Source organism: Actinospineispora acaciae DSM 45401 (assembly GCF_000620785.1).
In the GTDB taxonomy this organism is placed as follows: domain Bacteria; phylum Actinomycetota; class Actinomycetes; order Mycobacteriales; family Pseudonocardiaceae; genus Pseudonocardia; species Pseudonocardia acaciae.
The window spans coordinates 146551-167463 of sequence record NZ_JIAI01000012.1; the positions used below are offsets into that span (position 1 = coordinate 146551).

Annotated in this window: 19 protein-coding genes; 11 read left to right on the top strand and 8 right to left on the bottom strand. The window is 72.4% G+C overall.

Annotated elements, in window-relative coordinates; translation table 11 throughout:
• Positions 1–9: 9 nt before the first annotated feature.
• The gene (locus tag N912_RS0137630) at positions 10–978 is read right to left on the bottom strand and encodes a zinc-binding dehydrogenase (protein ID WP_028926481.1); all 969 of its coding nucleotides are present in this window, start codon (positions 976–978) and stop codon (positions 10–12) included.
• 43 nt (positions 979–1021) lie between these two features.
• On the opposite strand from N912_RS0137630, the gene N912_RS57145 reads away from it, so the two are divergent.
• A complete protein-coding gene (locus tag N912_RS57145) occupies positions 1022–1252 on the top strand; it encodes a hypothetical protein (protein WP_037068664.1) in 231 nt (76 codons plus the stop codon).
• A complete protein-coding gene (locus tag N912_RS0137640; RefSeq protein WP_245645711.1) occupies positions 1249–1758 on the top strand; it encodes a guanyl-specific ribonuclease in 510 nt (169 codons plus the stop codon). Before N912_RS57145 ends, N912_RS0137640 begins: the two co-directional genes overlap by 4 nt.
• Here the strand turns inward: N912_RS0137640 and N912_RS0137645 are convergent.
• Together N912_RS0137645 and N912_RS0137650 are read right to left on the bottom strand one after the other, a co-directional pair.
• Positions 1713–3230 carry an amino acid permease gene (locus N912_RS0137645; RefSeq protein ID WP_245645713.1) on the bottom strand — a complete coding sequence of 506 codons (1518 nt, stop codon included), beginning with the start codon at positions 3228–3230 and terminating at the stop codon, positions 1713–1715. The two genes, N912_RS0137640 and N912_RS0137645, sit on opposite strands and share 46 nt — an antisense overlap.
• Positions 3231–3351: 121 nt before the next feature.
• Complete coding sequence (locus N912_RS0137650) at positions 3352–4158, bottom strand: alpha/beta fold hydrolase (protein WP_028926484.1); 807 nt, start codon at positions 4156–4158, stop codon at positions 3352–3354.
• Positions 4159–4234: 76 nt separating this feature from the next.
• On the opposite strand from N912_RS0137650, the gene N912_RS0137655 reads away from it, so the two are divergent.
• Positions 4235–5116 carry a helix-turn-helix domain-containing protein gene (locus N912_RS0137655; protein ID WP_051581361.1) on the top strand — a complete coding sequence of 294 codons (882 nt, stop codon included), beginning with the start codon at positions 4235–4237 and terminating at the stop codon, positions 5114–5116.
• On the opposite strand, the gene N912_RS57150 is transcribed toward N912_RS0137655, so the two are convergent.
• Genes N912_RS57150 through N912_RS0137670 form a run of 3 tightly spaced genes read right to left on the bottom strand, consistent with a single transcriptional unit; the run spans position 5103 to position 8667 of the window.
• Positions 5103–6287, bottom strand: a complete 1185-nt coding sequence (locus tag N912_RS57150) for a nucleotide disphospho-sugar-binding domain-containing protein (RefSeq protein ID WP_028926486.1) — start codon at positions 6285–6287, stop codon at positions 5103–5105. The two genes, N912_RS0137655 and N912_RS57150, sit on opposite strands and share 14 nt — an antisense overlap.
• A 10-nt stretch (positions 6288–6297) precedes the next feature.
• Positions 6298–7260 (bottom strand): ornithine cyclodeaminase family protein, encoded by a 963-nt coding sequence (locus N912_RS0137665; protein ID WP_028926487.1) that lies wholly within the window; start codon positions 7258–7260, stop codon positions 6298–6300.
• Positions 7261–7305: 45 nt separating this feature from the next.
• On the bottom strand, positions 7306–8667 hold the full coding sequence (locus tag N912_RS0137670; RefSeq protein WP_028926488.1) for an FAD-binding oxidoreductase: 1362 nt from the start codon (positions 8665–8667) through the stop codon (positions 7306–7308).
• Positions 8668–8774: 107 nt separating this feature from the next.
• On the opposite strand from N912_RS0137670, the gene N912_RS0137675 reads away from it, so the two are divergent.
• The 4 genes from N912_RS0137675 (at position 8775) to N912_RS0137690 (ending at position 13293) form a co-directional block, all read left to right on the top strand.
• Positions 8775–9392 (top strand): TetR/AcrR family transcriptional regulator, encoded by a 618-nt coding sequence (locus tag N912_RS0137675; protein WP_028926489.1) that lies wholly within the window; start codon positions 8775–8777, stop codon positions 9390–9392.
• 126 nt (positions 9393–9518) lie between these two features.
• Positions 9519–11147 (top strand): aldehyde dehydrogenase family protein, encoded by a 1629-nt coding sequence (locus N912_RS57155; RefSeq protein WP_084211555.1) that lies wholly within the window; start codon positions 9519–9521, stop codon positions 11145–11147.
• A gap of 11 nt (positions 11148–11158) precedes the next feature.
• Positions 11159–12322, top strand: coding sequence for an NAD(P)/FAD-dependent oxidoreductase (locus tag N912_RS0137685; RefSeq protein WP_037068668.1), 1164 nt, complete (start codon positions 11159–11161; stop codon positions 12320–12322).
• A 59-nt stretch (positions 12323–12381) separates the two neighbouring features.
• Positions 12382–13293: a LysR family transcriptional regulator gene (locus N912_RS0137690; RefSeq protein WP_028926491.1), complete on the top strand. Its 912-nt coding sequence runs from the start codon at positions 12382–12384 to the stop codon at positions 13291–13293.
• Between the two features lie 31 nt (positions 13294–13324).
• Here N912_RS0137690 and N912_RS0137695 read toward each other — a convergent pair whose 3' ends face one another.
• Positions 13325–13771 (bottom strand): ester cyclase, encoded by a 447-nt coding sequence (locus N912_RS0137695; protein ID WP_028926492.1) that lies wholly within the window; start codon positions 13769–13771, stop codon positions 13325–13327.
• Positions 13772–13898: 127 nt separating this feature from the next.
• Between N912_RS0137695 and N912_RS0137700 the strand changes: the two genes are divergently transcribed.
• Both N912_RS0137700 and N912_RS0137705 read left to right on the top strand, forming a co-directional pair.
• Positions 13899–14540: a TetR/AcrR family transcriptional regulator gene (locus tag N912_RS0137700; RefSeq protein ID WP_028926493.1), complete on the top strand. Its 642-nt coding sequence runs from the start codon at positions 13899–13901 to the stop codon at positions 14538–14540.
• 371 nt (positions 14541–14911) lie between these two features.
• Entirely contained in the window at positions 14912–17125 is a 2214-nt protein-coding gene (locus N912_RS0137705) for a thiamine pyrophosphate-dependent enzyme (protein WP_028926494.1), read from the top strand.
• Here the strand turns inward: N912_RS0137705 and N912_RS0137710 are convergent.
• The gene (locus N912_RS0137710; RefSeq protein ID WP_169748025.1) at positions 17111–19444 is read right to left on the bottom strand and encodes a tetratricopeptide repeat protein; all 2334 of its coding nucleotides are present in this window, start codon (positions 19442–19444) and stop codon (positions 17111–17113) included. The two genes, N912_RS0137705 and N912_RS0137710, sit on opposite strands and share 15 nt — an antisense overlap.
• A gap of 251 nt (positions 19445–19695) precedes the next feature.
• On the opposite strand from N912_RS0137710, the gene N912_RS0137715 reads away from it, so the two are divergent.
• Positions 19696–20031: an ArsR/SmtB family transcription factor gene (locus tag N912_RS0137715; RefSeq protein ID WP_037068670.1), complete on the top strand. Its 336-nt coding sequence runs from the start codon at positions 19696–19698 to the stop codon at positions 20029–20031.
• A complete protein-coding gene (locus tag N912_RS0137720; protein ID WP_028926497.1) occupies positions 20028–20891 on the top strand; it encodes an SRPBCC family protein in 864 nt (287 codons plus the stop codon). The genes N912_RS0137715 and N912_RS0137720 overlap by 4 nt, the downstream gene beginning before the upstream one ends.
• Positions 20892–20913: the final 22 nt, after the last annotated feature.

Sequence of the window (20913 nt, forward strand, 5' to 3'; positions counted from 1 at the left end):
TCCGGAGAGTCACTCCCGGGAAAAGACGATCTTGCCGGCGGTGCGGCCGTCCAGCATCGCGCGGAAGCCCTCCTCGGCGCGCGACAGCGGCAGCGTCAGGCCCACCTCCGGGACGATCCCGGCGGTCTCCACGAACCGCAGCAGGTCGCGCAGCTCGTCCAGCGTGCCCATGGTCGAGCCGACCACGCGGAGCTGCAGGAAGAACACCCGCTGCAGGTCGGCAGGGGGGTTCGGGCCGCTGGTCGAGCCGGAGCAGACGATCACGCCGCCGGGCTTGAGCGCGCGCAGCGAGTGGCTCCAGGTGGCCTCGCCGACGGTCTCGAACACGCCGTCCACCTTCTCCGGCAGCCGCTCGCCGGAGCCGAACGTGGCGTGCGCGCCGAGCTTCTCGGCGAGCGCGCGCTTCTCGTCGGTGCGGCCGGTCACCCAGACGCGCAGTCCGGCGGCGCGGCCGAGCTGGATGAGCGCGGTGGACACCCCGCCGGAGGCGCCCTGCACCAGCATGGTCTGCCCCGGCCGCAGCCCGGACTTGGTGAACAGCATCCGGTACGCGGTCAGCCAGGCGGTGCCCATGCCGGCGGCGGCGGTCGCGGACAGCCCGGCCGGCCGCGGCACCGCGTTGCGCGCCGGCACGACGACCGTCTCGGCGAAGGTGCCCTGGTGCTTCTCGGTGAGCAGGGTGCGCTTCGGGTCCAGCGTCTCGTCGCCGGTCCAGGCCGGGTCGCCGATCACCGAGTGCAGCACCACCTCGGTGCCGTCGGGCAGCGTGCCGGCGCCGTCGCAGCCCAGGATCATCGGGAACTGCTCGGGCTTGATGCCGACCCCGCGCAGCGTCCAGATGTCGTGCATGTTCAGGCTCGCGGCGGTGACCCGGACCGGCACCCAGCCGTCCGGCGCCTCGGGCTCGGGGCGCTCCCCGACGGTGAGCGAGGCGAGCGGGTCGTCGCGGTTGGGCTCGGCTGCGTAGACGGCGTACATACCCTGAACGTAGTGCCGATCCGGCTTGTCTACCCTATGGGGCGTGCTGCGCTCCTTGGCCAACTGGTGGGACTCGGTCGAGCTGTGGATCACCCAGCTCCCGTTCCCGTTCCAGGTCGCGCTGGCCATCGTGGTGTTGCTCCCGCTGTGCGCTTTGGTGGCGGCGTTGGCCGACAAGGCCTCCGACGCCTGGGACGCCTGGTGGGAGCGGCTGCGCGGGCCGCGCCACGGTTCCGGCGGTGGTTCCGACGCGGTCGCGGGGGACCCCTCGTGAGCGGTGCCTCCCGGCGCGTTCCGCTGGTGCTGTTCGTCTGCCTGCTGGTGGGCGCGGTGCTGGCCGGCTGCTCGGGCTCCGGCTCGTCGGGTGGGTCTACGACGCAGAGCTCCGGCAAGGTGGTGCCGGACGCCCCGTCGATCGGGGCCGGCTCCGCCCAACCGGGGTGTCCGGCGCCCAACGTGGCCACGCCGGGGGCCACCGAGTCCCGGCTGCCGCTGCGCTCGCTGTGCGCGCTGCCGACGGAGGCCGTCGAGATCTGGCAGAAGATCAAGACCGGCGGGAAGCTGCCGTCCACGAAGGACGGCAGCGTGTTCGCCAACAACGAGCGGCGGCTACCGCAGCGCCAGCGCGGCTACTACCGCGAGTACACCGTGCCCACCCCCGGCGAGAAGGACAGGGGCGCGCAGCGGCTGGTGACCGGCCAGAAGAGCGAGCTGTACTACACCGCCGATCACTATCAGTCCTTCGTGGTGGTCGACTCCACGGCGGCCGGCGCGGGCTGAAGCGCCGCGTCGCTGCCGGCCAGCCTGGACAGGTCGGCCAGGTCCACCGACCCGCCGGGTAGCACGCGGCGGGTGTTGCGGTAGCCGTACACCACGTAGACCACCAGCCCGAGCAGCAGCCAGCCGCCCAGGCGCAGCCAGGTCTCGGCGGTCAGGAACGACATCAGCCACACCGAGAATGCCACCCCGAGCAGCGGCACCACCGGCATGCCGGGGCAGCGGAACCCGCGCGGCAGGTCCGGCCGGCGGTAGCGGATCACCACCACCGCCGCGGACACGATCACGAACGCGAACAGCACGCCGATGTTGGTCAGCTGCGCGGCCTCCTGCACCGGCAGCACCCCGGCCAGCACGGCGGATGCGGCGCCGATGATCCAGGTCGCGCGGTGCGGCACCCGGCGGCGGGGGTGCAGCTCGCCGAACCAGCGCGGCATCAGCCCGTCGCGGCTCAGCGCGTACCACAGCCGGGACGCGCCCAGCATGAACGAGAAGCTCACCGTGACGATGCCGAGCACCGCGCCGACCGCGACCACCGCACCCACACCGCCCAGCCCGACGGTCCGGAACGCCGCCGAGAAGCCGCCGCTCGGGTCGATCTGGGTGTAGTGCACCATCCCGGTCAGGACCACGCAGGCCAGCACGTAGAGCACCATCGAGATCGCCAGCGAGTACATCATCGCCTTCGGCAGGTGCCGCCTGGCCTGCACGGACTCCTCGGCGGCCGTGCTCAGCGCGTCGTAGCCGAACACGGCGAAGAACACCGTGGCCGCGCCCGCGAACGCCCCGCCGAACCCGAACGGCGCGAACGGCGTCAGGTTGGCCGAGCGCACCTGCATCAGCCCGACCACCACGACCAGCAGCACGACCAGGATCTTGATGGTGGTCAGCACCACGTCCACCCGCGCCGAGGTGCGGGTGCCCCGGTTGAGCAACCAGGCCACCCCGACGCAGATGAGCGCCGCGATCAGGTCCACCTTGTGCCCGGCCCCGGTCCCCGGCGCGCCGAGCATCCACGCCGGCAGGTGCACGCCGACGGTGTCCAGCAGGTAGCCCACGTACCCGGACATGCCGATGGACACCGCCGCCACGATCGCCGTGTACTCCAGCAGCAGGTCCCACCCGATGACCCAGCCGACCAGCTCGCCGAGCACCGCCGACCCGTACGTGTACGACGACCCGGCGCGCGGCACCATCCCGGAGAACTCCGCGTACGCGAACGCCGCGCACAGCGACGCCGCCCCGGCCACCAGGAACGACACCAGCACCGCCGGCCCGGCCATCTCCTTCGCGACGGCCCCGGCCAGGCTGAAGATGCCCGCGCCGATGATCGCCCCGACCCCGACCAGGGTGAGCTGCCACAGCCCGAGCACCCTGGTCAGCCGGCGTTCCTGGGTCTGCTCGGGCGGGGGCAGGGTGCGCCGGAACACCCCGCGCTCGCCGGTGCCGAACAATCCTCCGTGCTCGCTGCTCACCACGGCACCCCCAGCCGATCGACGCCGATCGAAGTTGAGGGGCAGCCTCACCCGTTCAGGGGCACGGAGGGAAGGCATACGACCGCTGGTATTTGTCGTGCTGAGCCTCAGCAGGGCTGTTTCACGGCGTGTGCTGGTCGGCGAAGGCCAGCAGGGGAGCGGCGGTCCGGGGCGGGTCCTCGAGGATGGGCGAGTGTCCGACGCCGGGCAGCATCTCGATCGTTGCGCCGGGAACGGCGCGGTACTCGGCGGCGGACGAGGAGCGCCACCTGCGGTCGTCCGCGCCGAAGATCACCAGCAGCGGCGTGCCGAGGGGCGCCAGCCGGTCCGGGAGCGCACGCTCCTCCAGGTACGCCCGGAGCGCCCGCGATATCTCGGCGAACACCTCGAAGTCGATGCCGCGCGCCTCGTCGAGGAGCCACTCGGGGATCTCGTAGCCCTCACCGACCGCGGAGCTCAGGAACTCGCGAAGCTGCTGGTCGGTGAGGTCTGGCCAGCGCTCCGGTTCGATCGTGACCTCGTCCGCGATGTAGGCGGCCATGCTGGGGCCGGTGTTGATGAGCGCGAGCGCGGTCACCAGGTCGGGTCGTTGCTCGGTGAGGGCGGTGGCGACCACCCCGCCGCTGGAGTGGCCGACGACCACGGCGCGCTCGACGCCGAGCCGGTCCAGCGTGGTACTGACGCGGCGAGCCTGGTCCGGGGCCGCGTAGCTGGCGCCGACCGGTTTGGCCGACCGGCCGCACCCGGGCAGGTCGATCCGGATGACGCGGTGCGAGCCGGTCAGCAGCGGGACCATCGGGTCCCAGGTGCGCAGCGATGCGCCGGTTCCGTGGATGAGTAGGAGTGTGGGGGCGTCGCGGGGGCCGTCCTGACGGATGTGGATCTCGCCGTCGTCCAGTGGCAGGGACTTGTCGTTGACATCGGTCATGCATGCACCGTGGCCGCCGTGCGCGCCGGTGGCTTGGACAAATGTCCGCATCGGCCGGCGTCCGTAGCATGAAGGAATGCTGCCCGGCGGGTCGGAGCGGGGCGACGGGCTCCTGTGGGACATCGCGTGCCCGACGAGGCCCGGTCGGGTGCCGGGGGTCACCATGGCCGGGTTCGGTGACCGAGGCATCACCCCGCCCGGCCTCCGCCTGATCCCGCATCCGGCCGTGACGGTGGTTCTGGTGTTCGGCGGCACGCTTGCCGTGGAAGACGCCCTCGGGCGGCAGCGGCAGGGGAGTTTCGTGGCCGGGCTCGGGTTCGGCGAGGTCCTTCGCGCGCTCCGGGCGGAGGACTTCGAATGCCTGCAGATACGACTGTCGCCGGTGATCGCGCCCGTGGTGTTGGGCGCGGCCGTGGCCGACCTGGACGGCGCCGTGGTGGCCCTCGACAGCGTGCTGGGACGGGAGGCGGCGCGGCTCGCCGAGCAGTTGGGCGACCTCTCCTCCTGGGAGGATCGCTTCGCGTTGACCGACGCGTGGCTCGCCCGGCGGTGTGCGGCGTCGGCGTCCCGGGTCGCGCCGGAGGTGGCCTGGGCCTGGCGTGAGGTCGTCGCCAGCCGTGGCACGGTCCGGATCGAGCGCCTCGCGGCCGAGCTCGGCTGGAGCCGCAAGCGCCTGTGGTCCCGGTTTCACTCGCGGGTCGGCCTGCCGCCCAAGCGCGCCGCGAGGCTGGTCCGCTTCGACCATGCCGTCCATGGCCTGGTCGCGGGCGGGGACGTGGCCGCGGTCGCGGCCGACGGCGGGTACACCGACCAGTCCCACCTGCACCGCGACGTGGTGGCGTTCACCGGGTTGACCCCCGCGACAGTGGTCGACGAGCCGTTCCTGGCGGTCGACGACATTGCATGGGGCTGGCCAGGGCGTCTGCCGCCGGTCAGGCCGCCGGTCAGGCGCGGGTAGCGGGGAGGGCGGCGGTCAGGCGGTCGATCACCGTTGACGGGCTGGGTTGGGTGGCCATCTCGGCGCGCACCTCGGCGGCGGCGCGCGCGAACGCGGGCTCGTCCAGGAGCCGCTGGGCGAGGGCGCGCACGGTGGGCACGTCGATCGCGGCGGGGTCGTGGCTGAGGCCGACGCCCCTGGCCACCACGCGCTCGGCGGACATCGGGTTGTCCGCGAAGGACGGCAGCACCAGCTGCGGCACGCCGTAGTGCAGCGGCGCCGCGGTGGTGCCGGAGCCGCCGTGGTGCACGATCAGCGAACAGCCGGGCAGGAAGCCGGACAGCGGCAGGAAGCCGACCCGCCGCACGTTGGCCGGCAGCGAGTCGCCCAGCTCGCCGAGGTCGGCCGATCCCTCGGCCAGGACGACCTCGACGTCCATCCCGCCGAGCGCCTCCAGGACCACGGCCAGGCTGCTCGTCCCGGACAGCGCGGGCACCACGGTGCCGAGCGTGACGCACACTCTCGGCTTGTCTGGTGCGCGCTGCGTCCAGTCCGGCAGCACGGCGCCGCCGTTGTACGGCACGAACCGCATCGACCACCAGGGCACGTGATCGTGCCGGTCCGGCTCCTCGCCGGTCAGGCCGCCCATGCTCGGCGGGCGCGGGTCGATCCTGGCGACGAGCGCGGGCTCGCCGGGCGGGATGCCCAGCTCGGCGCGCAGCTCGGCCACCACGTCGTCGTCGGCGAACGACAGGGCGCGTTCGGCGAACTCGGCGTCGCGCATCGACCACGAGACCCGGTTGCCGACCTCCAACGCCGGGCGGCCCAGCGCGACCGAGGCGAGCGCGCCGGCGCGGTGGTCGGAGGAGTAGACGACCAGGTCGGCGCCGAAGCGGCGGCCCGCGTCGATGGTGCCGCCGGTCATGGTGCTGGTGAACAGCCCGAACGGGCTCTTCGGTGCCCCGTTGCCGCCCGCCTTGATCTTGCCGGCGAGCCCGCGCATCAGCTCGTCCCAGACGTCGCGGTCGGGGAACACGTCGGTCACGCCGAGCCCGGCGCCGGCCACCACCGTGGTCATCTCCGAGGTGGTGGCCACCAGCACCTCGTGCCCGGCGGCGCGGGCCGCCCAGGCCAGCGGTACCAACGGGAGCGCGAGCCCGTACGCGGGGCCGAGGGCGAACAGCAACTTCACCCGGACGAGATTACCCAGCGCTCGCGCTCACGCCGTCCAGGACGGCGTGCGCGGCCGCCGCGTCCTGCACCCCCAGCCCGACGCTGTTGTAGAACACCAGCTCGCCCGGGCCGCTCCGTCCGCGCGCCTTGCCGACCAGCACGTCGCCCAGCGCCACCAGCTCGCCCGCCGCGACCGAGCCGTCGGCGACCGCCCGCACCACCGGGCCGGCGTGCCCGAGCGCGGTGTCCACGTGGTCCACCACCACCCGGGCGGCGCCGACCAGGTCGCTGCCCACCTCGCACCGGTGCGGCTCGAACGAACCCACGCTGATCACCGTCGCCCCCGGCGCGAGCTGCCCGGCGTCCAGCACCGGCTCGGTACTGAGCGTGCAGGTGACCACCAGCGGCGCGCCGTCGATCGCCTCGGCGGTGGTGTCGACGGCGGTCACGTCCAGCCCGAGCTCGGCGGTCAGCTCGCTCGCGGCCCGGCGCCGGTTGTCCGCGTTCGGGCTCCAGATCCGCACCCGGCGCAGCGTCCGCACCCGGCTCAGCGCCCGCACGTGCGCGCGGCCCTGCACCCCGGAGCCGAGCACCGCCAGCTCGTCGGCGCCCGGCGGGGCCAGCGCGTCGGCGGCCACCGCGCTGCCGGCGGCGGTGCGCAGCTCGGTGAGGGTGGCCGCGTCGATCACGGCGGCCAGCCGCCCGGTCCGCGCGTCCAGCACCAGCACCGTCGCGGAGATGGACGGCAGGCCCCGCTCGGGGTTGCCCGGGTGGACGTCGACGAGCTTGCACACCGCGCCGTGCTCGGGGGAGAGCCTGCTGACGTAGCACAGCGCGACCGACCCGTCCGCCGGGTTGGGCAGCACCACCTTCTCGGCCAGCTGGGCGGTGCCGTCGCCGAGCGCCCGGAACGCCTGCCGTTGGGTGGCGATGACCGTGTCGTAGTCCAGCGCGGCGGCCACCTGGGTGTCGGTGAGCATGATCGGGGTCATACCCGTCACCCAATCCGACCTGGCCGGTCCAGACAACCCGAGCACTTACGGCAGCGGTGTGGCGGAGAAGACGCCGTCGGGGTCGTACCTGGTCTTCGCGGCCAGCAGGCGGTCGCGGTTCGGGCCGTAGGCGTGGGCGATCTGGTCGGCCTCGTCCGGGGCGAGCAGGTTGACGTACCCGCCCGGCAGCGCCTCGCCGGCCAGTGCTTCCGAGAGGTCGCGTGCCCAGCCGCGGTGCTCGGCCGCGTCGGCGTCGGCCGGCTCCCACTGGGCGACGTTCTCGACCATCAGGTGTGGGGTGCGCGCGGCGAAGGCCGTGTCCTCGGCGGGGACCCGGGCGGCCGCGCCGTGCAGGCCGTGCACCGAGACGGCCGAGAGTTGTGACGTCATCGTCCGGCCGCCGGCGGCGAGCGCGTCGATCACTCCGGGCGTGAGCCCCGGGACGGTCCGGGGGCGGATCTCGACGTGTCGCCCCGGCGGGAACATGGCGCCGGCGGCGGCGAGCATGTCGGTGAGTGCGGCCGGGCCGACCTGGGTGAGCAGGGGATCTCCGAGCCTGGTCAGCGGCTCGACGGCGCGCTCGCCCTCGGACGGATCGCCGCACCAGGTGGGCAGGACGAACAGCCCGGGCTCGCCGGTCGGGCCGGTGAGGACGGCGAACTGCACGGTCAGCTCGTCCGGCCCGTGCAGCACCGGTTCGTGCAGCGCCGCCAGCACCTCGGCGGCCCGGGACAGCGGGTACACGATCATGCCGGTGAGGATCGCGGGCACGGTGTGCAGCCGGACCCGCATCGAGGTCACCACGCCGAAGTTGCCGCCGCCCCCGCGCATCGCCCAGAACAGCTCCGGCTCGTGCTCGGCGTCGGCGGTGACCAGCGAGCCGTCGGCGAGGACGACGTCGAGGGACAGCACGTTGTCCACGGCGAGCCCGAAGCGCCCGCTCAACGGTCCGTACCCACCACCGAGGCTCAGGCCCACCATCCCGACGGCGTCCACCGTCCCGGTCACCGCGACCATGCCGTGGGGGTGCACGGCGCCGGCCAGGTCACCGGCGGTCGCCCCGCCCTGGAGGTTCGCCGCTGCCGTATCGGCGTCGACGCTCACCCGCCGCATCGACGTCAGGTCGAGCGTCAGCCCGCCCTCGGCCAGCGCCGACCCCGTCCAGCCGTGCCCGCCGGCCCGCACGGACATCGGAACGCCCAGGTCACGGGCGGCTCGGACGCCGGCCTGGACGTCGGCCGGGTCCGTGCACACCAGCACGGCGGCGGGCCGGCGCGTGACGGCCCCGTTCCACAACGTGCGGCTCGCCTCGTACGCCGGGCCGCGGGTCAGGACCCGGTCGGACGGGGCCGCTCGGCCCAGGTGAGCGGCGATCGTCGGCAGGCGCGTACCCGGTGGATTCGTCACAGCTACCCCTCATTGATCAGACCATGACATCGCTGAGCGAACCTAACACTCATTGGCCGGAGTTGGACTCCGATTAACAGATCCAGGCTCCGGACGATAATGGGCCGATGTCCGCACCTCTCCGAAGCCGGCGAAGCGACTACGCGGAGCTGACCCGCCAGGCCATCGTCGACGCGGCGCGCCTGCTGTTCTCGCGCAAGGGTTACTTCCAGACCACCGTCGAGGACATCGCCAAGCAGGCCCGGGTCGCCCCGACCACCGTGTACGCCGTCACCGGCGGAAAGCAGGGGCTGATCAGCACCCTGGCGGACATCTGGAGCCAGGCGCCGATCGTCGCCGAGTCGCTGGCCGAGCTGCCCGGGCTCACCGACCCGGACGAGATCCTGCGCCGTGCCGGCGCCGTGGTGCGGTCCATGCGCGAGGACTACGGCGACATCATGCGCATGCTGCTCACCACCGCGCCGCACAACGAGGCCGTCGCCGAGGGCTTCGCGCGCGGGACCGAGCGGTACCGAGGCGCCGTCGCCTCCGTCGCCGCCCGCCTGGCCGACGTGGGCGGCCTGCACCCCGGCATGACCGTGCAACAGGCCACCGACACCCTCTGGTTCTACTTCGGCTACGGCGGCTACTTCACGCTGGTGGACGACAACGGATGGTCCTACGACCGGGCCGAGCGCTGGCTGGTCGCGCAGGCCCGCTCCGCCCTGCGTTCGCCAACCCCGTGAGTGGCTGGGGGTGCTATGGCGCCCCTAGCCACTCACGGGGCATAAGCATTCCTGTCGGTCAGGGTGGGGAACCCTGCGTGTGGTGATGCTCGGCATGGGGTTGCCGGGACGCATAGGGTCACCGGCATGGAGCCGATGCAGCTGGCCTCGATCATCGACGGCACGGTCGTCCAGGGTGGCGCCGCGTACACCTCGGGGAACCCGAGCCGGTTGGACGAGCCGGTGGCCACCGTCGCGCTCGCGGACGCCGAGACGGTGCGGCTGGCCGCCCAGGTGGCCCGGCGGGCGCAGCCGGGCTGGGCGGACGTGCCGGCGCCGGTGCGCGGGCGGGTGGTCGCGAGCCTGGGCCGGCTGGTGGAGGCCAACAAGGAAGCCTTGTCACAGCTGGTCACCCGCGAGATCGGCAAGCCGGTCGCGGAGGCGCGCGGCGAGGTGCAGGAGATCATCGACACCTGCGACTTCTTCCTCGGCGAGGGGCGGCGGCTGTACGGGCAGACGGTGCCCTCGGAGATGCCGGACAAGCAGTTGTTCACCTTCCGGGTGCCGGTCGGGGTGGCCACCGTGATCACGGCGGGCAACTTCCCGGTGGCGGTGCCGTCCTGGTACCTGGTGCCGGCGTTGCTGTGCGGCAACGCGGTGGTGTGGAAGCCGGCGGAGTACGCGGCGGCCAGCGCGCGGGCGTTCGCCGAGCTGGCCTGGCGCGCGGGCGTGCCGGCGGGGGTGCTCAACCTGGTGTTCGCGGACGGTGCGTCGACGTACGAGGGGTTGGAGCTCGCGCTGGGCGAGCGGTTGGTGGACAAGGTCGGCTTTACGGGTTCCAGCGCGGTCGGTGCGCGGGTGGGCGAGCTGTGCGGGCGGCACCTGCAGTCGCCGTGCCTGGAGCTCGGCGGCAAGAACCCGATGGTGGTCGCCCCGGATGCGGACCTGGACCTGGCGGTGGAGGGCGCGCTGTTCTCCGGGTACGGCACGGCGGGGCAGCGGTGCACGTCGCTGGGCTCGGTGATCGTGCACGCGGACGTGCACGACGAGTTCGTTGCCCGGTTCGACGCGGCGGTGCGGTCGGCGGCGGTCGGCGACCCGACCCAGGACGTGATCTACGGACCGCTGCTGGACCAGCGGTTCGCCGACAACTTCGAGAAGATCCTCGGCTGGGTCACCGGGCACCACCGGGTGCTGGGCTCGACCGCCGTGGGTCGGATCTCGTCGGGCGCGCCGCGCGAGGGGTTCGTCGGCGACCCCGCGAGCGGCCTGTACTACCACCCGGTGCTGCTGGACGGCGTGCGCGCGAGCGACGAGGTGTTCATGCAGGAGACGTTCGGGCCGATCGTCGGCGTGACGACCTACCGCGAGCTGGACGAGGCGATCGAGCTGGCCAACGCGCCCGGCTACGGGCTGTCCGCGTCGGTGTACACCAATGACCCGGCCACCGCGTTCCGGTTCCGTTCGCGGGTGAGCGCCGGCATGGTCAGCGTGAACAACTCCACGTCCGGGGCGGAGGCGCACCTGCCGTTCGGCGGCAACGGACGCTCCGGCAACGGCAGCCGCCAGTCCGGCATCTGGGTGCTCGACCAGTTCACCCGCTGGCAGTCGATGAACTGGGACTTCTCCGGCTCGCTGCAGAAGGCGCAGATGGACGTGGCCACCGTCGAGCCGGAGCTGGACTACCGGCTCGGCGAGCGGTTCGATCCAGCGCGACCCGCACCGCGCGGTGGGCAACCAACCGACGAGCGCTCATCGAGCCCCGCCGGCGAGTGAGGCGAGAACACGTGACGCCCGCGCCATTACGTCCGCCGCCGCACGCCGAGGTGGTGATCATCGGCGGCGGCGTGATCGGCACCAGCGCGGCGTTCCACCTGGCCGAGGCGGGCGTGGACGTGATGCTGCTGGAACGCGACGAGCTGGCCTCCGGGAGCACCTCGAAGGCGGCCGGCGGGGTGCGGGCGATGTTCTCCGACCCGGTGAACATCGAGCTCGGGCTGCGCAGCCTGGCCGCGTTCGAGCGTTTCGGCGAGCGGCCCGGCGGCGAGATCGACCTCGCGCAGCACGGCTACCTGTTTCTGCTGGACAACCCCGACGACGTCGCCGCGTTCGAGAGCAGCGTGGCACTGCAGAACCGGCTCGGGGTGCCCAGCCGGATGCTGGACGTGGCGCAGGCGTGCGCGATGTCGCCGTACGTCGACCCGGACGGGCTGCTCGCCGCCGCCTTCTCCCCTCGGGACGGGCACTGCACCCCGGAGGCCGTCGTCCAGGGCTACGCGGCCGGGGCTCGTGCGCACGGCGCCGTGATCAGACGGCACTGCGAGGTGACCGGGATCGCCGCCGCCGACGGCCACATCACCGGGGTGCGGACGGCCACCGGTGAGGTGCGGACAGGGACGGTGATCTGCGCGGCCGGGGCCTGGTCGGCGGCGGTCGGGGACATGGTCGGCGTGCCGCTGCCGGTGCGGCCACTGCGCCGGCAGGTGCTGGTCAGCGAGCCGGTCCCGGACCTTCCGCCCGGCCTGCCGTTCACCATCGACTTCGGCTCGACGTTCTACTTCCATCCCGAAGGCCCCGGGCTGTTGATGGGCATGTCCGACCCGGAGGAGGACTTCGGCTTCGACACCTCCCGCAACGACGCCTGGCTGGGCCGGTTCGCCGAGGTGGCGGCGCGGCGGGCGCCCAGGCTGGCCGAGGTGGGCATCGCGCACGGCTGGGCCGGGCTGTACGACATGAGCCCGGACCACAACGCGGTGGTCGGCGAGGCGCCGTCGGTGAGCCGTTTCCTGTACGCGACGGGGTTCTCCGGGCACGGCTTCCTGCAGGGACCGGCGATCGGCGAGGTGCTGCGCGACCTGGTGCTCGGCCGGCCGCCTGCGGTGGACGTCTCCGGGCTCGACGTCCGCCGGTTCGCCCACGACCGCTCGCGGCCGGAGCGCAACTGCGTCTGAGAGCCGATTTCCCAGCTATCAGGCTGCGCAAGACGCTCACCTGCTGACAGCATGCACCAGTGCTCAACCCGATCCACCTGCGCACCCTGCGGGAGTGCGTCAGCACCGGTTCGTTCGCGGAGGCCGCACGCAACCTCGGGTACACCGCATCGGCGGTCTCCCAGCAGATGTTCTTACTGGAGCGGGCGCTGGGCGCCGCGCTGTTCGAGCGCTCGGCGCGCAGCGTCCGGGCCACCGCCGTCGCCAAGCTGCTGGCCGCCCGCAGCGGCGCGGTGCTCGGCGCGCTGAACATGCTCGAACGCGAGGCCAGGTCGATGGTGCTCGGCGAGGCGGGCACGCTGCGGCTGGCCAGCTTCGCCACCGCGAATGCGCGCATCGTGCCGGCCGCGCTGGCCGCCGTGGTCGCCAAGCGCCCGAACGCCGAGGTCCAGCTCGACGAGGGCGACCCGGACGAGGTGCTGGCCGGCGTGTTGGACGGCGGGCTGGATGCCGCCGTGGTCTTCGAATACGACCTGGACCCGAGGGACTGGCCGGTCGAGCTGACCCGCACCGAGCTGTTGTCCGAACCCTTCGTGCTCGCCGTGCCCGCCGAACACCGCCTCGCCGACCGCACCGAGGCCGACCTGGCCGAGTGCCGCGACGAGACCTGGATCTGCCCTCGTGAGGACACCGCCGGCGCACGCTCGCTGGTGCGGCTGGCCGCCGAGGCCGGCTTCGTGCCCAGAATCATCTTCCGCTCCAATGACTACGGCGTGATCCGCGACCTGGTGTTCCGCGGCCTCGGCGTGGCCATGCTCCCCGGGCTGGCCTGGCCCGACGGTGGCATCCACCCGCTGCGCCTGACCGGCCGCCAGCCGCACCGCCACGTCCTGGTCCTGCACCGCGACAACAACAGCAACCCATTGCTCCCGCTCGCCCTGGACTGCCTCGCCCAGGCCAGCGCCGAGTTCACCGGCGCCCGGGAGTGGTGAGCGCCGCGCGACCCCCGCGGCTCGACGGTCGTTACCTGCCCTCGGCGCCGAGCTGTCGCAGTAGGCCGCGGTAGTCGGTGCGCACCCACTCCTCGACCAGCCGACCGTCGTCGTCGAACCTGAAGATGTTGATCAGGTCCATGGTGACCCTCGTGCCCGTGGGGGGCAGGGGGCCGGCCGGCGACTGGGTGAACTCGCGTACGAACGTGCCCTCGATCCACGTCTGGCACGCCAAGGTGTTGCCCTCGGCCACGATGATGCCCCGGGTGATCGTGCGGTCGTCGAAGGCCGCCCGGATCGACTCGAAGTACGCGGTGAGCCCCGCGTAGTCGGACTCGAAGCCGTCGGGACCGTGGAAGCGGAACTTCTCCTGGTCGAAGTAGGTGTCGACCTCGGCTTGGTCTTCACCGGACACCTCCAGCTCGCCGGCGCGAACGAGCCGGGAGATCAACTCGGTACGGGTGAACTTCTGGGTCATCTGACTGCCTTCCGCTCGGGGTGGCCGGCGATCGATGAGCTGCGTTTGCTGCATGATTGCCATAGTAGCAGCGAATGCTGACGATGCAATGCTGCATGTGTGGTAGTCTTGCCGTGTGAAGGAGACGATGACGCGCCACGAGCGGAGGAGGCAACGCACTCGTGCCCTCATCCGGGAGACGGCATGGGAGCTGTTCGTGGCTCATGGCTACGACGCCACGACCATCAAGGCGATCGCCGACGCCGCCGACGTCGCGCCGCGCACCGTCACGATGCATTTCCCCGCCAAGGACGACCTGCTGTTCGCCGACGACGACTACTTCGGTGCCGACCGGCTCGAGCGCCGGCTCACCGCCCGCCCCGCCGGGCAGCAGGCGTTGGAGGCGCTGCGGCACTGGATGGTCGAGACCATCGACGACATCGGCTCCAGCAGGGCCGACCGCGCCGACCGCTACTGGCACGCACGAGCGCAGCGCGCCAGGCTGATCGACGAGAACGACCGGTTGCGCGGCCTCGCGCGCGCCTCCTACTCGCCCATGGAGCGCATCCTCGCCGCCGCCATCGCCGACGATCTCCACGTCGAGCCCGACGCTCTCGGGCCGCGCCTGGCCGCGACCACGGCCGTGACCGGCCTCCGTGAGCTCTACGACAGCCACGAAGCCCGTTCGCTCGGGCCGCAACCGACCGGAGGTGATCTCATACGACTCGTCAACGAGGTCGTCGACTACGCCATTGCCGGACTGGCGGCGGTCACCGTCGAACCCGCCTAGCGACGGCTCCGTAGGCCGAGACCTGGGCACTTCTCCGCGGTGACCTTCCGCGGCGGTGACCTTCCGCGGCGGTGACCTTCCGCGGCGGTGACCTTCCGCGGCGGTGACCTTCCGCGGCGGTGACCACAGCGTGTTCCGTGACCTGGTGTTCCGGGGCCTCGGCGTCGCCATGCCGTTCCACCTTGGCCGGTCCGATAGCGGTATCCACGCGTCACTCCCGTTCTCGCCATCCCCTCGAGCGAGCGGCGGGGCGCGTTGATCACGACCGGGGAGATCGTCCACCGAGGCGGAGCACTCCTTGGGCTGAGGGCGAGCTACCCGCACCCAGGGGTACTTGGCCTCGGGTCGATATGCGGCCAAGCTGCTTGGTGATGACCGAAGCGATCGATGAGCACTTCCTGTCCGCCGTCTCCGCGCTACCGGCGCCGGACCGGGCCCGCGCTCCCGACGAGGAGATCGCGCCCGGGCTGACCGGGGCCCGCGCGCTGGAGCTGTTCGACGCCCAACTGGGCAACCGGCACCTCGATCTGGCCGCCCGCGAACTGGGTGCGGCCGGGCGCGGGTACTACAGCATCGGCTCGTCCGGGCACGAGGGGAACGCGGCGGTGGCGGCCGCGCTGCGACCCACCGACCCGGCGCTGCTGCACTACCGCTCGGGCGCGTTCTACCTGCAGCGGGCGGCGCAGGTCCCGGGGCAGGAGCCGCTGCGGGACGTGCTGCTCGGGGTGACCGCGGCGGCGGACGAGCCGATCGCGGGCGGGCGGCACAAGGTGTTCGGGAACAAGGCGCTCGCGGTCATTCCGCAGACGTCCACGATCGCCTCGCACCTGCCGCGCGCGCTGGGGCTGGCGTTCGGGCTGGAGCGGGCGGCGAAGCTCGGGCTGGGGTGCGAGTGGCCGGCCGACTCGGTGGTGGTGTGCAGCTTCGGCGACGCCTCGGCCAACCACTCGACGGCGGTGGGCGCGATCAACGCCGCGCTGGCCTGCCGGTACCAGGGGCTGCCGGTGCCGCTGCTGCTGGTCTGCGAGGACAACGGCATCGGCATCAGCGTGCGCACCCCGCCGGGCTGGGTCGAGGCGGCGTACGGGAGCCGGCCCGGGCTGCGGTACTTCGACGCGGACGGCGCCGACCTGGCCGACGCGCTGGAGACGGCCACCCGGGCGGCGGAGTTCGTGCGGGCGGAGCGGGCGCCGGCGTTCCTGCGGCTGCGCACGGTGCGGCTGATGGGCCACGCCGGCTCGGACGTCGAGCTGTCCTACCGGAGCGCGGCGGAGATCGCCGCCGACTACGCCCGCGACCCACTGCTGGGCACCGCGCGGCTGCTGGTCGGGTCCGGGCTGGTGGCCGCCGCGGACGTGGTCAAGCTGTACGAGCGCAAGCGGGAGGAGGTGCGCCGGGTCGCCTCGGAGGCGTGCGAGCGGCCCAAGCTCGGCTCCGCCGAGGAGGTGATGGCCCCGCTCGCGCCGTCGGACCCGGAAAAGGTGGCGTCCGCCTCGGCGGTGGCCGCCCCGGACGAGGCGCGGCGGCGCGCGTTCGAGGCCCAACCGCCCGAGCGCGAGGGCCCGCTCACCCTGGCCCAGGCGATCAACAGGTCGCTGGCCGACGTGCTGGCGGCCGACGGCGGCGCCGTGCTGTTCGGCGAGGACGTGGCGGTCAAGGGCGGCGTGTACGGGGTGACCAGGGGGCTGCGCAAGCGGTTCGGCGCGGCCAGGGTGTTCGACTCGCTGTTGGACGAGCAGAGCGTGCTCGGCACCGCGCTGGGCATGGCGCTGGCCGGGTTCCTGCCCATCGCGGAGATCCAGTACCTGGCGTACCTGCACAACGCCGCCGACCAGTTGCGCGGCGAGGCCGCCACGCTGCGGTTCTTCTCCCAGGGGCAGTACCGCAACCCGATGATCGTGCGGATCGCCGGCTACGGGTACCAGAAGGGGTTCGGCGGTCACTTCCACAACGACAACGCGGTGGCCGCGCTGCGCGACATCCCGGGGCTGGTGGTCGCCTCGCCGGGCCGGCCCGATGACGCGGCGGCCATGTTGCGGACCTGTGCGGCGGCGGGGCGCGCGGACGGTCGGGTGTGCGTGTTCCTGGAGCCGATCGCGCTGTACCACACGCGCGACCTGCACGAACCGGGCGACGACGGCTGGCTCGCGGAGTACCCCGACCCGGACGGCTGGGCGTCCACGCACGTGCCGCTGGGCAGCGCCCGACGCTACGGCGACGGGGCGGACCTCACGCTGGTCAGCTTCGCCAACGGGCTGCGGATGAGCCTGCGGGTGGCCCGGCGGCTGGCCGCGCGCGGCATCGGCGTGCGGGTGCTGGACCTGCGCTGGCTGGCCCCGCTGCCGACCGACGACGTGCTCCGCGAGGCGCGGGCCACCGGGCGGGTGCTGGTCGTGGACGAGACCCGGCACACCGGCGGGGTGGCCGAGCCGGTGCTGGCCGGGCTGGTCGACGCGGGCTTCGACGGCCGGATGGCCAGGGTGGCCAGCGCGGACAGCTTCATCCCGCTCGGCGCCGCCGCCGAGAAGGTGCTGTTGTCCGAGCCCCGGATCGAACGGGCCGCCCTGGACCTACTCCGCCGGTGAGCCGAACCGAGGGGCGGCGGGCGGGGCGTCGCGGGTGAGCACGGCGTCGAGCTCGCCGTCGAGCCGGCGCCAGAACTGGAGGCACGACGCGATGTCGGGCTGCCGGGCACCGGCGAGCTCCGGCTGTTCCGGCAGGAGCTTCAGGATGGACTTCCAGTGCTCGTCGCGCAGGGCCACTATCGTGTCGAAGTATTCGTCCGGATAGGCCAGGGTGCGGCCTTGGACAACGGGCCCGAGCAGCTCGTAGCGGCGTACGTCGGGGTCTTCCTGGAACTGTGGGAGCGCGCTTCCAGGAGAGGCGCGATGGCGCCGCCGGGCGAAGTCGTCCATCTCGTCGATCAGCTTGATCCGGGTGCGCCAGTCGCGGTCGTCGAGGGCGAACGCGCGAGCAATTCTTCGTGCTCTGTTCTCGCGGTCGGTCTCGTCCTTGATGGCCAGGGCGTCGGCATCGGGCCTGAGCTCGCCCTCCCAGTAGCTCGCCCGCAGGTGCGCGTACTCCTGGAGCAGGCGCATTGTGTGTGTCGAGATGAGTACGGGCAGCAACTTCACCGGGCGCGCCGAGCGGGGTTCCTCGTTCGGCAGGTACCTGTCGAGATAGTCCACGAACTGAGGGGTCGAGCGCAGCGGGTTGAGATCCTGGTCGCCGACCGAGAGCCATTGCGAGAACTGTCCGACATAGCTGCTGTCCGAGCAGCTCACCGCCCTTTCGAGATGTCGCACGGCACGCAGCCTGAGCTCTTTGTGCTCCGAGGTGTGTTCGCGCCATCCGCGCATGGCGACCACGAGCGTGCACGTCGCGTTGTAGTGCTCCTGCCATTCCTGCGCCCGGGCCGGCTTCCGGCGCAGGATGGCATCGAGCTCGGCGTCGAGCTCGCGGGGCGAGCGTGGCCATGTCGAGGACGGCCCGTTGCCGCCGTCGTCCAGCCCGGACGCCGCGTAGTCGAGATAGAGCGGCGCCCAGACGCTCAGTACCTCCAACGACGTCTGGGTGACCGGCATGCCCGGACGCCGGCGGCCGCGCGACCATCGGTAGTCGTCGACGAGATGCGTCGTTTCCCGGTACGCGACATATTGGAGGAAGTGCCGCAGGCGCGGTGGGCGCTGAATGAGGTCGTCCAGCTCGAATCGCGTCCGCATGGCGTCGTTGTATTCCCTGACGTACGAGCGCAGCCAGACCTTCAGGCGGTCGATCAGAGCCCTGCGCTCCGCCGCGCGGATACGGTTGCGCACGACCTGGCCCGGTGAGGTTTCGGCAGTTATCGGCACCACCCTGGACCATTGTTCGGCGAGCTGGTCCGCGGCGGCCAGGCGACATACCAGTCGATACCGCGCGATGAGCAACGCATCGCGTCCGCTTCGGCTGCGCCGGAACCGGTGCGGAGGCTCGCCGCTCGCGGCGTAGTAGTCACCGAGCAGGGCGCGAAGCCGCAGCCACAACCGGCGGTCGTACCAGGACTCGATGGCAACGACGTCCGCATAGCTCGCGAGCGCGTCGACGAACAGGCCGAGTTGCTCCTGGGTCTGGGCCAGCTCGACACGCAGGTACGGGTTCTGTGGATCCATCTTCAGCGCGCGGTGAAATGCGACCAGCGCCTTTTCGTACTCTCGGTTGCGGACGTGATGGTGCGCGAGCTGGCTCTGGTGGAACAGCTCGGACGGCATTTCGTATCCGCGCCAGGCGGTCCACGGCGCGCGGCGCGACAGCCGGGTGTGGGGCAGGATGAACGCGCCGACGAAGTGCGCGGCGCGCTCGGCGACCGAGGCCCAGTCGTCCGACCAGAACGTGTCGATCTCGCCGCGCCCGCCGGGCAGCGCCGTGATCGAGATGGTGATCCCGCGGGGCCGAGGACCGGGACGCGTTCTCAGCTGGGCGGACACCCGGTAGGCGTGGCGGACCTGGATGACGGCGCGAACCAGACCGGCGATCGTGGCGATCATGTTGGCGCTGCCGTCGGTCGCGGTCTTGACGTTGTCGAGAACCGAGTCGGCGGAGGGCTCGTTGGGCACGGACTGGGGCGCCGACAGGCTCATCGTCGTCAGCTTCTGGCGAAACTCGGCGAGCACCTCGTCGGCGGACTTGGTTTCCGGGGACTTGGTTTCCGGGGACGTGGTCCCGAAGGACGTGACCTCGACCGCTCCGGGGCGGTAGGCCAGCCTGGCGAACAACGCGCGCCGAATCGTCAGCAGCGCCGCCACGAACAGCGCGGCCGTGATGATGTGTCCGATCGTGGTCCACTGGTGCTCGGTCACGGCCGGAGGTCGAGGAACCGTCGTGTCCCAGACCGCGAACGCCGCTGCGGACGCCACGAGCAGCAGCAACGCCAGTACGGCCAGCCGGATCGGGTGCGGCATAGGGATCCGTTCGGTGACGGACTGCCGCCTCGACCACCATCTGATCATGTCGCGGCCCCTTTCGCCGTTGGCCGCCCGTTGGCCCGCTCCGGCCCTCGGCACCACTGAGGAGGTCATCGGGGCTAGCCGTGATACCTGATGCCGCGTCGTCGTGGCCGGGTCGTGACGCGATTGGATACCGTTGCGGCTATATGCTTCATTAGCTATACTCCCTGCCCGTGTCCGGTACGTTCGAGGTGCTTGCGGAGCCGACGCGGCGGCGGATCCTCGACCTGCTGCTTGTGCGGCCTCGGCTGGTCGGTGAGCTGACCGAGGCGCTCGGCCTGAGCCAGCCCGGGACGTCCAAGCACCTGCGGGTGCTGCGCGAGGCCGGCCTGGTGCGGGTCCGCCCGGAGGCGCAGCGGCGCTGGTACGAGCTGCGGCCCGAACCGCTGGAAGAGCTGGATGCCTGGCTGGCGCCCTACCGGCGGTACTGGTCGACCCAGCTCGACGCGCTGGAGCGGTACCTGGACGTCATGCCCGACGACCCCGAAGGAGATGACCCGCAGACATGACAGCCACCACGTTGCGCGCCGAGGACGGCCGCCCGGCGGTACGCGTCGAGCGCCGGCTCGCCCACCCGGTGGAGAAGGTGTGGCGCGCGCTCACCGAGCCGTCCCACCTCAACAGGTGGTTCCCGTTCGACGTCGAGGCCGACCTGAAGGTGGGCGGCACGGTGCGGTTCGTCGAGAAGGAGGGCGGGTCGACGCTCGGCGGCGTGATCACCGACCTGGAGCCGCCCCGGCTGATCGCCTACAGCTGGGAGACCGACCACCTGCGCTGGGAGCTGCGGCCGGAGGACGGCGGATGCGTGCTGGTGCTCGTGCACACGGTGGACGACCGCTACGGCATGGCCAGCTTCGCCACCGGCTGGCAGGCGTGCCTGGACGGGATGGAGCAGGTGCTCGCCGGACGGCCGGTGACGGCGGGTGGCGACCCGGCCGCCATGGACGCGGTGCACGAGCGGTTCGTTGCCGAGCTCGGGTTGGACCGCGCCACCGTGACCGAGACCGGGGACGGCTGGCGGCTTCGGTACGAGCGCCAGCTGGTACGGCCGGACTCGGTGGCCTGGCCGGCGCTGGTCGGTGACGGGGCTCCGGCGGCGGGCGGGCCGGTCCCGGCGGGGTGCGTGCCGGCGGGGCTGGCGGCGGGGGCGGTCACGGAGGTCACGCCGTCGCGGGCGCTGGAGTACGACTGGCTGGACGGCGGGCGCGCGGCCGGCCGGGTTCGCTGGGAGCTCGGCACCGGCACCGGGCACGGCGCGCGCCTGGTGCTCACCCAGACCGGCCCGTCGGACGCCACGCCGCCGCTGGACGGATGGCACGAGCACATCGAGCGGTTCGCGTCCGCGCTCACCGCCGCTCAGCGCACCTGAGGCCGGTCAGTCCGTTCAGTCC

Bases quoted from the DNA above. Each gene is read 5' to 3' on its own strand.
- N912_RS0137675 (WP_028926489.1), top strand. From the start codon at position 8,775: ATGTCCGCACCTCTCCGAAGCCGGCGAAGCGACTACGCGGAGCTGACC.
- N912_RS0137695 (WP_028926492.1), bottom strand. From the start codon at position 13,771: ATGACCCAGAAGTTCACCCGTACCGAGTTGATCTCCCGGCTCGTTCGC.
- N912_RS0137650 (WP_028926484.1), bottom strand. From the start codon at position 4,158: ATGACCGATGTCAACGACAAGTCCCTGCCACTGGACGACGGCGAGATC.
- N912_RS57155 (WP_084211555.1), top strand. From the start codon at position 9,519: ATGGAGCCGATGCAGCTGGCCTCGATCATCGACGGCACGGTCGTCCAG.
- N912_RS0137705 (WP_028926494.1), top strand. From the start codon at position 14,912: ATGACCGAAGCGATCGATGAGCACTTCCTGTCCGCCGTCTCCGCGCTA.
- N912_RS0137665 (WP_028926487.1), bottom strand. From the start codon at position 7,260: ATGACCCCGATCATGCTCACCGACACCCAGGTGGCCGCCGCGCTGGAC.
- N912_RS0137655 (WP_051581361.1), top strand. From the start codon at position 4,235: ATGCTGCCCGGCGGGTCGGAGCGGGGCGACGGGCTCCTGTGGGACATC.
- N912_RS0137700 (WP_028926493.1), top strand. From the start codon at position 13,899: ATGACGCGCCACGAGCGGAGGAGGCAACGCACTCGTGCCCTCATCCGG.
- N912_RS0137720 (WP_028926497.1), top strand. From the start codon at position 20,028: ATGACAGCCACCACGTTGCGCGCCGAGGACGGCCGCCCGGCGGTACGC.
- N912_RS0137630 (WP_028926481.1), bottom strand. From the start codon at position 978: ATGTACGCCGTCTACGCAGCCGAGCCCAACCGCGACGACCCGCTCGCC.